This window comes from Shinella sp. AETb1-6, assembly GCF_009826875.1.
Lineage (GTDB): Bacteria > Pseudomonadota > Alphaproteobacteria > Rhizobiales > Rhizobiaceae > Shinella > Shinella sumterensis.
Genome location: NZ_WUMM01000013.1, coordinates 18,998 through 33,333 on the forward strand (window position 1 = coordinate 18,998; position 14,336 = coordinate 33,333).

Here is a 14,336-nt window from a genome sequence, read left to right on the forward strand (position 1 = left end):
CCGTTTCCCTGACACAGGCCCTTGGGGCATCCGCCCTTCTCAGCATGCTGTGCACCACGGTTCCCGCCGCCGCGCAGGACGGAGCGAACGGCACGTCCTTCGTCGAGGAGTTCGATCGGCTCGACACCGCCCGGTGGTATGTTTCGGACGGCTGGAACAACGGCGCACACCAGAACTGCACGTGGTCGAAGGATCAGGTGCAGGTGGAAGGCGGAAAACTCCTGCTTTCCTTCGACGCGAAGCCCGCCGGCGAACGTCAGTATTCCTGCGGCGAGGTGCAGACCCGCAAGCGCTACGGCTACGGCACCTACGAGGTGCGCATGAAGACGGCGACCGGCTCGGGCCTCAATTCGGCTTTTTTCACCTACATCGGACCGACCGACAAGAAACCGCATGACGAGATCGACTTCGAGGTTCTCGGCAAGGATACCAACCGCGTCCAGCTCAACCAGTACATTGCCGGCAAGGGTGGAAACGAGAAACTCGTGCCTGTTCCCGGCGGCGCCGACAATGGGTTCAACGACTATGCCTTCGTCTGGCAGAAGCAAAGCCTGCGCTACTACGTGAACGGCGCTTTGGCGCATGAGGTGACAGACCCGAAGAAGTTGCCCAACCACGCGCAGAAAATCTTCCTGTCGCTTTGGGGCACCGACACGCTCTCCGACTGGATGGGTCGTTTTGCCTTTTCCGGCCCGGCGCGGCTGGAAGTGGAGCGTCTCGCCTTCACCGCTGAAGGAGAGCCTTGCCAGTTCGACGGTTCCGTCGCCTGCCTGGTGAATTGATCGGATGACGCCGATGCTACGGATCCTCTACCTCGTCCACGACCTTTCAGACCCCGCCGTGCGCCGGCGGGTGCTGATGCTGCAGGCGGGCGGCGCGGAGGTGATGCTTGCCGGTTTCCGCCGCGGCGAAAACCGTCTCGCCGACATCGAAGGCGTCACACCGCTGGAACTCGGCACGACCGCAGACGCGCGCTTTGCCCAGCGGCTCGTCGCGGTAGCCGGTGCGGTAGCGCGGCTGCCCCGAAAGCTCGCAGGATTGGCGAAACCGGACATCATCCTTGCGCGCAACCTTGAAATTCTGGTGCTTGCCCGCCGCGCCTCGACGCACTTCGGCACGGTCCCCATCGCCTATGAATGCCTCGACGTGCACCGCCTGATGCTGAAGGCAGGTCCGGCCGGCCGCCTCCTGCGTGGGGCCGAGCGCCATTTCGGGCGCAAGGCAGGGCTTGTCGTCACCAGTTCGCCAGCCTTCATAGAACACTATTTCAAACCCCTTTCGGGCATCCGCGCGCCCATCCATCTGCTGGAGAACCGGGTGCTGGAACTGGACGGCGGCGACGCCGGTCTGCCAGCGCGCATGCGCCCGACCGGCGCCCCCTGGCGCATCGGCTGGTTCGGCGCGATCCGCTGCCGCAAGTCGCTCGATCTGCTTTGTGCGTTTACGCGACGCATGGAAGGACGTTTCGAGGTGGTGTTGCGCGGCCGGCCGGCCTACCGCGAATTCGATGATTTCGACGGCATCGTCAAACGAGAACCCTTCATCCGCTTTGAAGGCCCTTACCGCAACCCGGAGGACCTGTCGGCCATCTATGCCGAGGTGGATTTCACCTGGGCCATCGACTTCTTCGAGGAAGGCCTGAACTCGCAGTGGCTGCTGCCCAACCGCATTTATGAAGGTGGTCGGCACGGCGCCCTGCCCATCGTTCTCGAGGGGACCGAAACGGCCCGCCTCGCCGCCCGGCACGGTGTCGGCATCGCCCTTGCCGATGGTCGTCTGGAGACGCTCATCCAGCGCTTCGCCGCCTTCGGCGATGATGATTACCGGGCGCTGAACGCGCGTCTCGTCGCGCTCGGCACACGGCCCTGGATCCTGGATCGCGCCGACTGCACGGCTTTCGTCCAGCGCCTTGGCGCGTTGCGCCAGCCGTCCGGACAGGCGGCGCCCCTGCAACCCCTCCCGTCCCTCATCGCCAACAAGGTGGATTGCCATGAACGCTGATGCTGTCGCCTCGGTGCGTTGCCTGATCGTCATCCCCTGCCTCAACGAGGCGGCTTATCTCGAGCGTCTGGTCCGACATCTCGAACCGGACCTTGCCGATCTCACCGCCACCCTCGTCGTGGTCGATGGCGGCAGCACGGACGGCACGCGCGACATCGCCCGCCGCCTGACGGCCGAGGTGCCGAACATGCATGTGCTCGACAATCCGAAGCGCATCCAGAGTGCTGCGATCAACCTCGCCGTCGCAACCTTCGGCACCGAACATGATTACCTCATCCGCATCGACGCCCACGGCACCTATCCCGACGACTATTGCCGTGTGCTGGTGGAGGAGGCGCTGGAAACCGGCGCGGATTCGGTCGTGGTCGCCATGCAGACCATCGGGTTCGGCACGTTCCAGAAAGCGACGGCCGTGGCGCAGAACTCCGTGCTTGGCAATGGCGGGGCCAAGCACCGGGTCGGCGCCGAAAGTCACTGGACGGACCATGGTCATCATGCGCTGATGCGCATAGCGGCCTTCCGCGCCATCGGCGGCTACGACGAGGCGTTCACCGCCAACGAGGACGCCGAATACGACTATCGGCTCCATCAGGCCGGTTACCGCGTGTGGATGACGGCACGCACGAGCATGGTCTATTATCCGCGGGCCAGTGCCCTGCCGCTCTTCAAGCAGTATTTCGGCTACGGCCGCGGCCGGGCGCGCAACTTCTTGAAACACCGTTCGCGGCCAAGCATAAGGCAGATGCTGCCGCTGATGGTGGCGCCGGTCGCAGTCGGCGCGTTCCTCGCCGCGATCACCTGGATTGCCGCCGTGCCCTTCGTGCTGTGGGCCGCCGCATGCATGGGCTACGGTGCGTGGATGGCGCTCGGCCAACGCAATCCGTACGGCCCGCTCGCCGCCGTTTCCGCCATGATCATGCACTTCGCATGGTCGGCGGGCTTCTGGCGCGAAATGCTGGATCCGCGCCAACGAAGGGCCCTGACATGACAGCGCCCCTCCACATCGATATCGCCATCTGCACCTTTCGGCGCGCAGCGCTGACGGAAACGCTCACCTCGCTCTCCCGGCTGGTCGTACCCGCAGGCATACGCCTTCGCATCATCGTCGCCGACAACGATGTGGAGCCGAGCGCCCGCAACCGCGTCGAAGCTGCGATGCCGATGCTGCCGGCCGGCATCGTCTATGTGCATTGCCCCGCTGGGAACATCTCCGTCGCCCGCAACGCCTGCCTTGAACACAGCGATGCCGACTTCATCGCCTTCGTCGACGACGACGAGACCGTAGAACCGCTCTGGCTGGACGCATTGCTTGCCACCGCAGAAAAGCACCGTGCCGACGTGGTGCTGGGCCCGGTGCGCGCACTCTACGGGCAAGGCGCGCCGGACTGGATGCGTGAAGGCGATTTCCACGCCACGCGCCCGGTCTGGGTAAACGGCGAAATCCGCACGGGATATACGTGCAACGTCCTGATGCGCCGCACCGCACCGGCGATCGCCGGCCGGCGTTTCGATCTTGCACTGGGGCGGAGCGGCGGCGAGGACACCGCCTTCTTCAGCGCGGTGCATGCCGATGGCGGGCGCATCGCCTTCGCCGAGGAGGCATGGGTGAAGGAAGTCGTTCCCGCCGAACGCGCCCGTTTTTCCTGGCTGGCGCAGCGGAGGCTGCGGATGGGGCAGACCCATGGCCAGCTGCTCGCTGCACGCCATGAAGGTGCAGCACGCCTCGGTGCAGCGGCGCTTGCTGCCGCGAAGGGCGCTGTCTGCCTGGCCGGCGCGAGCGCCTTCGCCTTCTCTCCGGTACGCCGCAATCGCTTCCTCCTGCGCGGCCTTCTTCATGCCGGCGCAATCGGTGGCCTGTTCGGCGCACGCGCCATTGAGCCCTACGGAAAACTGGAGGCGGCGCGATGACCGCCCCCGATGTGAGTGTCGTGATCGCCGCCTACAACGCGGCCGACACCATCCAGCGCGCCATAACCAGCGCCCTGGCGCAGGATGGCGTATCGGTGGAGGTGATCATCGCCGACGATTGCTCGACCGACGCGACGCGCCAGATCGTTGCCGCGCTCGGCGAGCCGGTCGTGAAGCTTGTATCGCTCGGCTCCAACGGTGGGCCCGGTGCAGCGCGCAATGCCGGCTTTGCCGCCGCGCGCGGCCGCTGGATCGCGGTTCTCGATGCCGACGACACGATGCGGCCGAACCGTCTTGCCCGCATGATCGCCGCTGCGGAAGGAGCGGATGCCGTGGCAGCCGTCGATAATCTGGACGTGCTGCATCAAGATGGCCGAACGGAGCGGATGTTCCCGCAAGATCTCCTGGCCGACATGCCCGCGCTGACGCTGCCGGCATTCATCGATTCCAACCGGATTTTTCGCAGCACGCACAATTTCGGCTATATGAAACCGGTCTTCCGCCGCGCCTTCGTGCTGGAAAACCGGCTCACTTACGACCAGGCCCTGCGCATCGGCGAGGACTATCTTCTGCTCGCCGCCGTGCTCGCCTCGGGCGGCCGCTGCGCGGTCGTTCCGGAGGCGGGTTATCTCTATCATATCCATGAAGGCTCGATTTCGCGCGTGCTGCATCTCGACCATGTCGACGCCATGCTGGCCGGCGACAGTCGGCTGCTTGCCCGCTTCCCGCTCTCGGGCGAAGCCGCTGCCGCACAGCGCCGTCGTACGCGCAACCTCAGGGAAACGCGTGCCTTCCTCGCGCTCGTCCACCACCTCAAGAACCGTTCGCTCGGCGCTGCCGCCAAGGTGGCGCTTGGTGATCCCCTCGCGATACGGCACCTCGCCATGCCCATCGCCGCTCGTTGGCGCCGCCTGACCGCGCCACCGATCCACCGCAAGACGGCCGCGTCCCGCGCGGCCTCTTCTTCCTCGACAGCGCCGGACATCGCGCTCAAGAATAAAGGATAATGCAATGGTGCGAAACAAGACCGTCCGCAAGGCCGTCATTCCCGTCGCCGGCAACGGAACCCGCTTCCTGCCCGCCACGAAGGCGATGCCCAAGGAAATGCTGACCATCGTCGACCGCCCCGTCGTTCAATATGCCCTCGACGAGGCCCGCGAGGCCGGCATCGAACATGTCGTTTTCGTCACCAGCCGCAACAAGCAGGTCATCGAGGATCATTTTGACGACACGCCGGAGCTCATCTCCTCGCTTGAAAGATCCGGCAAGAACGACAAGGTCAGCGAGCTCGGCCGCCTGCTGCCCACCGCCGGCTCGGTGAGTTTCACCCGCCAGCAGGCGCCACTCGGCCTCGGCCATGCCGTCTGGTGCGCGCGCGACCTCATCGGCGACGAGCCGTTCGCGCTGCTCCTGCCCGACATGATCTCCTTCGGGCCGCGCGGCTGCCTGGCCGGCCTGATGGAGCTTTATGGCGAAGTCGGCGGCAACGTCGTCGGTGTCGAACAATGCGCACCGGAGGACGCCTCGCAATACGGCATCGTTGGCAAGGGTGCGCCCGTGCGCCACGGCTTTGCCGTAACCCATATGGTGGAAAAGCCGAAAGCCGGCGAAGCGCCCTCCAATCTCTTCCTCAACGGCCGCTACATTCTCCAGCCGGAGGTCTTCGGCCATCTCGCCCGCCAGCAGCGCGGTGCAGGCAATGAAATCCAGCTGACCGACAGCATGCTGGAGCTCTCCAGAAGCCAGCCCTTCCACGCCCATCCCTATGAGGGGCGGACCTACGATTGCGGGTCCAAGCACGGCTTCATCGAGGCCAATGTCGCTTTCGCGCTCGCCCGTCCGGATATCGGAGGCGCGGTCTATGAATCCCTGCGCGACATGATGTCGTCGCACGAGGGCCGGATTCGCGCGGCATAATCTCGTGCCTCCGGGCCAAACAAGCCCGGAGGATATCGGGGAGGAAAGCATCCATCGCGCCGAAAGGCAGAACGGAGCCCCATGCATCAACGCACGGTAACACACAGCCGCATCCTTCACCGGGAACCGGATCCGTCCGATTCCTTCATCGATCTCAACCGCCTGATGACGATCCTCGTCCGCAGGGCGCGGCTGATTGCCCTTTCGGTCGCGGTCGCCATTGCGCTCGCCGTCGCCTATCTGGTGTTCGCGACACCCGTCTACACGTCGATGACGCAAATCCTGCTCGACGAGGATCTGTCGCGTTACGCCGAGGAGAGCGAGCCGTCGCCGCAAAGCAGCCAACAGGTCGACATGCGTATCGCAAGCGCCGTCGAGATCCTGAAATCCGGCCGGCTGGCGCTGCGCGTGGTCGATGATCTGAAGCTGGCCGACAACGAAACCGTTCTCAACCCGCCGCAGTCGCCCGTCGCGACCGTCAAAGGCTGGGCGAAATCGCTCGCCTCGCTCGGTTCGTCCGGCCAGCCCGCCTCGCAGGAGGCGCTGGCGAAGGGACGCCGCGACAAGGCTGCCAGCATCCTGCAACAGTCGTTGACGGTGGAACGCGTCTCACGCAGCGCCGTGCTGGCCGTCTCCTTCCGCTCGACCGACCCGCAGCTCGCGGCCGCCGTCACCAAGCGGTACGCCGAGGCCTTTTTCGAAGACCAGCTCAGCGCCAATTTCACCGCAACCGAACAGGCCTCGACCTGGTTGCAGGAGCGGCTTACCGATATCCAGAACCGCGCGCAGGAGGCTGCGCTGGAAGTCGAACGCTACCGCAGCGAAAACGGTCTGACCACCGCCCGCGGTGAGCTGATGTCCGAGCAGCAGCTCGCCGACCTCAACAGCCAGCTCATTCTCGCCCAGGCCGATGCGGCGAGCGCGTCCGCCCGGTACGCGCAGTTCCGGGCCATCGTCGATCAGGGGCCGGACAAGGCCATCGACAATGCCTCAATCCCGACCCAGCAAGCCGGCGGCTCCGTATTGCAGGACCTGCGCGAACGCTACAATTCCGTCGTCAAGCGCGCACAGGACATCACGCAGAATTTCGGCGCGGACCATCCGCAGGTCGCCGCGCTGCAAGCCGAGAGAGAAAACCTCGCCGGACAGATCTACCGCGAACTCCAGCAACTGACGGCAAGCTTCCGCAACGAATACGAAGTCGCCCGCTCGCGCGAGGTTTCCCTGCGCGAGAGCATCCAGAAGGTCGCCGGCAGCAATGCCGAGGCGAACCGTTCCTCCGTGCGCCTGCGTGAGCTGGAGCAGAAGGCGACGGCGCTGAAGACGCTTTCGGAATCCTATCTCGCCCGTTATGAGCAGGCCTCGCAGAAACAGTCCTTTCCCATCCCCAAGGCGCGGGTGATCTCGGATGCCGGCGTGCCGACATCCGCCTCCAGCCCCAACAAGACCATGGTGCTCGGCCTTGCCGCCGTGCTCGGCCTGATGGCCGGCGGCGCCCTGACCTTCGTGCAGGAGATGCGCGAACGCGCCTTCCGGCTCGAAAGCGACGTGCGCGCCATCCTTGGATTGAAGCCGCTCGGCTACCTGCCACTCATCGGCGGCGTAAGGAAAGGCAGGCCCGTCACGATCGGCGCCAAGGCGGTGAAGCCCGAACCCGGACCGGACAACGCTGCCGGCGAAAGCGGCGAGGACGCGGTGCCGCTCGAGCGCATGACACGCGTCGTCCTCGATGCGCCGCGCTCTGTCTTCGCCGAAACCTTGCGCAACGCCAAGCTGGCCAGCGACATGACGCTCCCAAGCAGCAAGAATCGGGTGATAGGCGTGACGTCGGCCCTGCCGGGCGAGGGCAAGTCCACCGTCGCGATCAATTTCGCAGCACTTCTTGCCGCGAGCGGCAGAAGAACCCTGCTGATCGACGCAGACATGCGCAGGCCGAGCCTGGGTGCGATCATGAAGCCGGCACCGCAAGCGGGTCTCGTCGAAGCGCTTCTGGGAGCCATCGCATGGGGCCAGGCGGTCAAGACCGACAGACACTCCCAGCTCTCCATGCTGCCGATCGCCATCCAACCCGACGGCGCCTGCGCGCCCCATGTCAACGACCTCATCTCCTCGCCGGCCATGCAGCAACTCGTCGAAGAAGCACGCCAGGCTTTCGACTATGTCGTCGTGGACCTTCCCCCGCTCGCTCCGGTGATAGACGCCAAGGCTTTCGAGCCGCTGGCCGACGGTTTCCTCTTCGTCGTCGAATGGGGCCGCACACCGGCAAACCTCGTCAAGGATCTTCTCGCCGCTGAAAGCCGCATCGACGCGAAAACCATCGGCGTCATCCTCAACAAGACGGACATGGACACCCTGCCCCGCTACAGCGACGCGGGCACCGCCGAGAAGTACCGCGACCTCTATCAGCAATACTATGTCGACCAGATGCGAGGTGGCGCGCGCCAGTAACGGCGCGCTGCCGCGCATTTCACTGCCGATCAAATCACCGCTGAATGCATGCCAAGGCCGCGTCGTGGCGCGGCGCCCTACGCCATATTCTGCGTGCTCGTTAGCGCTTAATCCGGGATAATCGATGGGCAACCCGGCATTCTCAGCGCCGAGGCGTTGGCTGTGCCTTAGCTTTGGTGTCACCGTGCCCATTATCTTGTCGTCGCTTTGCCGATCTGCTCCGTGACATTGGTCTTACCGCAGCAACTCGATTCCGTTGCCGGCGGCACGGCTGGGTGGTGAGAACCAGATATCCTGTCGGGCAAAGATGGCTCAGACCTTCGATCACGTCATTCCCAAGCGATCCTTCAGGCGGTAATACGGAAAGACGTATCTCGCGGCCCTGGTTTTGACAGACCACAGCGCGACGTCGTTGCGCTGGTCGTAGACATTGACCGGCACGTCGTCGAGTTCGCGCTTACCCGCGATGAACTCGCCCATGAGACGGCCGAGGTTTTGCGCAAGGTTGACGCCTCGGGTGGAGAAGCCGCCGACTGAGAAGACATTTCGACCCAGCCGGAGGATGTGAGGCAAATAGCTGTCCGTCACGGCGCAATAGCCTTCCCAGTAGCTTTCGAGCTGAATGTCGTCGTCGGTCAGTTGCGGGAAGAGCATCTTCATGCGGCCGCGGGCATGATTTTCGCCATAGGCGACCTTGTTTCCGAAATCGAAGACGGCCCCGCCGGAAATCAGGCGACCCTCCGAATCCAGGCGTCCGAAACCGCCGGATTTGCGCAGATCCGTAAAGCACAGCTGCGTCTTGAGGATTTTCTGGCGCAGCGCCTCGCTCAGCGGCTTCGTGGCGACATGGTAGAGATAAACGGGAATGACGGATTTCTGTACGGCCGGCAGGAAATCTCCCGTATAGGCATTGGTGGCAAATACGGCCGAGCGCGCAGACACACGACTTGCACCACAGCGGACGACGACGCCCTGCGCGGTTTCGTCGAAGCCGTCGACGGCGCTGTTTTCGAATATGCGCACGCCGCTTTGCTCGGCGGCCCGCGCCAGGCCGACCGAAAGGCTATAGGGGTTGACGGTGCCGCCTTCCGCATTGGACCAGCCTCCGAGATAACCCTGTGCCCCCAGAAGATCGGCCACATCGGCGGCAGAATGCCATGTCACCTTGGCGCCCAGCGCCTTCCATTCGTCATGGACCTTTCGCACCCTCTGCATCGAGGCGTCGGAATGGGCCGGCTGCATCCAGCCGTTCTGGACCGCCGAGCATTTGATCTGGAAGGCCTCGATCTGCCGGAAGGCGGCGTCGGCGCCGTGCAGAACGAGATCGGCGAGCGCGAGGCCCTTGCGCCGGCCGACGGACGCCTCGACGACCGATGGGGTAATGCCGCCCGGAAACTGTGGCACATTGTAACCACCGTTGCGGCCGGCGGCGCCGTTTCCGACGCGCCCGGCCTCCAGGACGACGACACGAAGCCCGTTCTTTGCGGCGTGGATCGCGGTGTTGAGACCGGAATATCCCGCGCCGATCACGACGAGGTCGGCTGTCTCCCCGCCGGAAAGACGGGGATAGTCACGGACGGTTTCCTGCAGCGTCTTCGTCCAGACGACGCCTTGCATGGTGGGATCGATCGGGCTTGCCATGGACATGATCACTAACCTTCGGTGGGTTGTCGGAATGGAAATTCGGGAATGGTTTTGTACGCGTCGCACCGCTGCCGGTGATTTGAATAGAGCATCGTCATGGCAGGTGTGCCGGCAGGTCGGTCTCGGGCACGGGCTCGACTTTCTGCGCCTTGCGATGCGAGATGAAAAGGCCGGCGATGACGATGATCGCGGATCCGATGAGCATGTTCGTGCCCGGCACATCGTCGAAGAACATGAGGCCGAACACCATGCCCCACAAGAGCAACGTGTACTGGAACGGCGCGAGGATGGAGACGGGCGCAAGCTTCAGCGAACGCGTGACGACGAGGTGGGCGAAGGCGCCGATCACACCGAGAAGCAGCATCGAGGCGCCCTCTGCGAGGGTGAAGGATCGCCAGTCGAAAATGGAGGCAATCCCGGCGAGCACGAATGTGGCGAGCCCCTGGTAGATACCGAGCGTCGCGTCGCCGGTTTGCGCCAAAGACCGGTTGAGCACCAGGGTCAGCGCATAGGCAAGACCACCGGTCAGTGCGAACCAGGCCGGGGCGGAGAATGCCGAAGCAGAGGGATCGAGCGCGATGACGACCCCGACGAAGCCGATGAGAACCGCACTCCAGCGCCGCCAGCCGGCGCGCTCTCCCAGAAGGAAATGCGAGGCGACCGTCATGTAGATCGGCCCGGCCATGTAGAAGGTCATGACGTCGGCAAGCGGCAGGTAGATGACGGCCGCATAGAACAGCGATGTGTCGAGGGTGATGAGCAGCGCTCGCACCGTTTGCAAGGTCGGGCGGTGCACATTGTGAAAAGGCGTCTCCCGCTGCTGACGCACCAGCGGCACGAGCACCATGAACGCGCCGATGGCACGGATGGTCAGGACCTGCGCCACGCCGAAACTTGCGACCAGCATCTTTGCCACGACATCGTTCAGCGCGAAGAGAAAGTATCCGACGATGACGAGAACGATGCCCATGGTCGGGGCATGCCGGTTATCGGGACGAAAGAGATGGCGAAGCATGCCGGGGCGCCTTTGAGACGGCTCAGGGGTGAAGGCCGCCGGTTCAGGCCGGCGGCCGATCGGTCACGCGCCGCAGCCGACGACAGCCGTTGCGGAAATCTCGACCTTGACGTTCGGCACCGGGAACTGCACGACAAGCGCCGCATTGGTCGGCAGGATGTCACCGAAAATGTCCTTCAACGTCGGGCCAATGGCTGCGAACACCTCGGCCGAGGTCACATAGGTCGTGATCTGGACCACATCCTTCAGCGAGGCGCCGGCCTTTTCCAGCCAAGGCTCGATGTTGCGGATGACCTGCCGGAGCTGTTCGACCGGATCGGCGCTGCATTCGCCTGTCTGGAAATTGATGCCGACGGTGCCCGAGACGTAGACCGTATCGCCCACCTTCACGCAACGGGAGTAACCATAGGCCTTTTCGAAGGAGGAGCCGGAGGAGATGTTGATGCGCTTCGTCATTGTCTTCAGCCTTTCATGCCTGAACCGAAATGGTTCGATCGGGAAATGTCACCAGGTATAGCCGTTTGCGATCCAGCCGCCATCGACGGGAAGCACGATGCCATGCACCATCGAGGCCTCCGGCGAAGAGAGGAACGCAGCCGCAGCCGCGACTTCCTGCGGTTCGGCGATGCGACCGAGCGGCGTGCGGTTGCGGACGCCGACCATGTTGTAGATGCCCTTGTCGATAAGGTCCTGCACCATCGGGGTGCGCACACCCGTCGGTGCCAGCGCATTGACGCGGATGCCGAGGGGGCCCCATTCGGTCGCCAGCGACTGCATCATGTTGTGAACCGCGCCCTTCGAGGCGCAGTACGCCGTGCGCTTGGGCGCACCGACGGAGCCGTAGACGGAACCGATGAAGACAATGCTGCCACCGCCGTTCTCGCTCATGTGGCGCGCAGCACTCTGGGCCGGCAGAAAGCTGCCCAGCACGTTGACCGACATCATGCGCATGAAAGCGTCTGCCACCACATCCATCGCCTGCTCGACGGCGACAATGCCGGCGGCCGTCACAAGGGTGTCGAGCCCGCCGAACGTTTCGACCGTGCGCGCAACAGCTGCATCGACATCCGCCGGGTTCGTGACGTCGCCTTCAATGGCCAATACATCGGCCCCGAGCTTCTCACGCGCTTCGGCAACGCCGGCGCGGTCCAGGATGCAGACCTTATCGCCCCTGCGGACGAAATGTTCCGCCGTGGAGAAACCGATGCCCTGCGCGCCGCCTGTTATGAGGCTGATCATGTCCATGTCCTTCCGGATTTGCTGTCAGTTGGATTTTCCAAGTTCGATGCTGCGGTCGCGAGCCGCGCGAGCCGCTTCTGCCACGAGTTTTTCGGTACGCTCATCGCTCATGAAGACATTCAGGGCAGCGGCCGTCGTGCCGCCCGGGCTCGTGACCTGCCGGCGCAGCGTGGCCGGATCCACATCCGCCTCCATGGCAAGCCGGCCTGCGCCGAGCACCGTCTGCTTTGCCAGCAATGCCGCGGTTTTGGCCGGAAGGCCGAGGGCGATGCCCGCATCCGTCAAGGCCTCGATGAAATGGAAGACGTAGGCAGGCCCCGAACCGGAAATCGCAGTGACGGCGTCCATCTGCGCTTCATCATCGATCCACGCGACCATGCCCGAGGTCGCCAACAGCGAGGCCACGAGCGTTTTCGCGGCATCGGAAACGTCAACACGAGCATAGAGAACCATCATGCCCTCGCCGATCGCTGCAGGCGTGTTCGGCATGCAGCGGACGATGGAGGCACCACCGGGAAGACGATGTGCCATTGCTGCGGTGGTTACGCCGGCTGCGACGGAGACGAAGGTCGCGCCGCGCGCGGCAAAGTCGCCGCAGCCTGCCAGGACCATTTCCACGAGGTTCGGCTTGACGGCGACGAACACCACCTCGGGGGCGAGTCCTTGCGGAAGATCCGCCAGTTGCGGGACGGCGAGCGCGCCAACCCCGGCTGCTCGGTCACGAAGCGCATCGGCGGGTTCGACCACATGGACGGTGAGCGTCGGGTCTTCGCGAAGCCAGCCGCACAACATGGCGAAACCCATGTTGCCGCAGCCGATGAGGAGAAGCGTGTGGGACATGGGCCGCTCCTCAAATGCTCTTGATCAAGGCGCTGATGATGCCAAGGGAAAGATCCGGCGCCTCGAGATGTGGCACGTGGCCGACGTCGGGCAGAAGATGAAGGCCAACATGACCGGGTGCCTGCAAAGCGTCGCGCCAATCGAGAACCCGGTCCTTGCGGCCCCAGATGATCCGCGTCGGGCAGTCCAGGCGATGCAGTGCAGCTACGAGATCGAAGCTCTGGGTGCCGTCCGCAAACAGCGTCTCACCCATATGGGATTGCGCGGCACGAAGGTCCGCGCTCGCACGGGCCGCGAAGGCGGCGTTGACGAAGGGGAGATCGACGAGCGTCTGGTCACGCACCATCACCTTCAGCCAAGCCGCGAGGCTTTCGGGACGAGAGGCGCGGGCAATGCCGGAAATGAAGTCGCCGTTGACCTTGGGGCCGAGACCACCCGGTGCAAGGAGCGTGAGGGACGCCACCTTGCGCGGCCGCGTATCGGCAAGCGCAAGCGCGAGCGCCCCGCCCAGTGAATGGCCGATCACATGCGCGCCGTCCAGGTCGAGCGCATCGAAGGCGTCGCGCACTTCGCGCACCAGATCGGCGAAGCCTGAGACCTGCCGTTTCGGCGAAGCGCCGTGGTTCGGCAGATCGACACGGTATACGGGATGGCTTTTCGCCAATTGGCGATCGAGCGGATACCAGGACAGCGAGTCGCTCGCGAAACCATGGATCAGGAAAACGGGTGCGCCGCCCGTGGCACCGCTTCGGTGCACCTTGAGCGGGCCGTTTTCGTCAACGGGAAGGCCAGCCGAAACAGGCGCAGACCCGGCAAAGGCCGGGGCGCTTTGCGATGCACCGGCGATGTCGCGCAGCTTGATCCGGCCGGACGGGCTGGACGCTCTGACCACGCGCAGATCGATGCCGGCGGCACTGGCCGCGCGGCGCGCTGCCGGGCTTGCAACAATGCGCGCGGAGGACACCGCCGCACGCGGCGCCTCCGCGGCACGTTCCGCCGCCATGACCGCCGTCGCCGGCGTGGATGACGAGCTGGAACCTGTTACAGGCGCTTCTCCGCCGTCATAGTCGACATCCGCTATATCCTTGCCGATCAGGCACAGCACGGCCGCAGCCGGAACCTCGCTGTCCACCTCCGCGAAGATGGCGCTGACCACACCGGCAGAGGGGGCCTCGATATCGACCGCCGCCTTGGCGGTTTCGATGGTGAGGAGCACATCGCCCTCGGCGACCGCATCGCCGATTCCGACACGCCACTCCACAATCACGAGCGTTTCCATATATTCGCCGGCGACGGCGCCTGCGGTTATCGGCGTTGCCATATC

Annotated in this window: 13 protein-coding genes; 7 read left to right on the plus strand and 6 right to left on the minus strand. The window is 64.5% G+C overall.

Annotation, left to right across the window (positions count from 1 at the left end; all coding sequences use genetic code 11):
• The first annotated feature begins 44 nt into the window (after positions 1-44).
• The 7 genes from GR158_RS20095 to GR158_RS20125 all read left to right on the plus strand — a co-directional run bounded on the left by GR158_RS20095 (position 45) and on the right by GR158_RS20125 (position 8,274).
• Positions 45-782, plus strand: coding sequence for a glycoside hydrolase family 16 protein (locus tag GR158_RS20095; protein WP_246665733.1), 738 nt, complete (start codon positions 45-47; stop codon positions 780-782).
• A gap of 13 nt (positions 783-795) precedes the next feature.
• Positions 796-2,001 carry a glycosyltransferase family 4 protein gene (locus GR158_RS20100; protein WP_160872328.1) on the plus strand — a complete coding sequence of 402 codons (1,206 nt, stop codon included), beginning with the start codon at positions 796-798 and terminating at the stop codon, positions 1,999-2,001.
• Positions 1,991-2,989: a glycosyltransferase family 2 protein gene (locus GR158_RS20105; RefSeq protein WP_160872329.1), complete on the plus strand. Its 999-nt coding sequence runs from the start codon at positions 1,991-1,993 to the stop codon at positions 2,987-2,989. The genes GR158_RS20100 and GR158_RS20105 overlap by 11 nt, the downstream gene beginning before the upstream one ends.
• Complete coding sequence (locus GR158_RS20110) at positions 2,986-3,909, plus strand: glycosyltransferase family 2 protein (RefSeq protein WP_160872330.1); 924 nt, start codon at positions 2,986-2,988, stop codon at positions 3,907-3,909. The genes GR158_RS20105 and GR158_RS20110 overlap by 4 nt, the downstream gene beginning before the upstream one ends.
• Positions 3,906-4,916: a glycosyltransferase family 2 protein gene (locus tag GR158_RS20115; RefSeq protein ID WP_160872331.1), complete on the plus strand. Its 1,011-nt coding sequence runs from the start codon at positions 3,906-3,908 to the stop codon at positions 4,914-4,916. The genes GR158_RS20110 and GR158_RS20115 overlap by 4 nt, the downstream gene beginning before the upstream one ends.
• Positions 4,917-4,920: 4 nt before the next feature.
• Complete coding sequence (locus GR158_RS20120; protein WP_134646310.1) at positions 4,921-5,826, plus strand: UTP--glucose-1-phosphate uridylyltransferase; 906 nt, start codon at positions 4,921-4,923, stop codon at positions 5,824-5,826.
• Between the two features lie 81 nt (positions 5,827-5,907).
• Positions 5,908-8,274 carry a polysaccharide biosynthesis tyrosine autokinase gene (locus tag GR158_RS20125; protein WP_160872332.1) on the plus strand — a complete coding sequence of 789 codons (2,367 nt, stop codon included), beginning with the start codon at positions 5,908-5,910 and terminating at the stop codon, positions 8,272-8,274.
• A gap of 324 nt (positions 8,275-8,598) precedes the next feature.
• Here GR158_RS20125 and GR158_RS20130 read toward each other — a convergent pair whose 3' ends face one another.
• The 6 genes from GR158_RS20130 to GR158_RS20155 form a co-directional block, all read right to left on the minus strand.
• Positions 8,599-9,984: an FAD-dependent oxidoreductase gene (locus tag GR158_RS20130; RefSeq protein ID WP_371731769.1), complete on the minus strand. Its 1,386-nt coding sequence runs from the start codon at positions 9,982-9,984 to the stop codon at positions 8,599-8,601.
• 28 nt (positions 9,985-10,012) lie between these two features.
• A complete protein-coding gene (locus GR158_RS20135) occupies positions 10,013-10,933 on the minus strand; it encodes a DMT family transporter (protein WP_160872334.1) in 921 nt (306 codons plus the stop codon).
• 63 nt (positions 10,934-10,996) lie between these two features.
• Positions 10,997-11,389, minus strand: a complete 393-nt coding sequence (locus GR158_RS20140) for a Rid family hydrolase (protein WP_134646301.1) — start codon at positions 11,387-11,389, stop codon at positions 10,997-10,999.
• A 48-nt stretch (positions 11,390-11,437) separates the two neighbouring features.
• Positions 11,438-12,172: an SDR family NAD(P)-dependent oxidoreductase gene (locus tag GR158_RS20145; RefSeq protein WP_160872335.1), complete on the minus strand. Its 735-nt coding sequence runs from the start codon at positions 12,170-12,172 to the stop codon at positions 11,438-11,440.
• A 24-nt stretch (positions 12,173-12,196) separates the two neighbouring features.
• Positions 12,197-13,012 carry a pyrroline-5-carboxylate reductase gene (gene proC, locus GR158_RS20150; RefSeq protein WP_160872336.1) on the minus strand — a complete coding sequence of 272 codons (816 nt, stop codon included), beginning with the start codon at positions 13,010-13,012 and terminating at the stop codon, positions 12,197-12,199.
• Between the two features lie 10 nt (positions 13,013-13,022).
• The gene (locus tag GR158_RS20155) at positions 13,023-14,333 is read right to left on the minus strand and encodes an alpha/beta fold hydrolase (RefSeq protein WP_160872337.1); all 1,311 of its coding nucleotides are present in this window, start codon (positions 14,331-14,333) and stop codon (positions 13,023-13,025) included.
• Between the last annotated feature and the right edge of the window lie 3 nt (positions 14,334-14,336).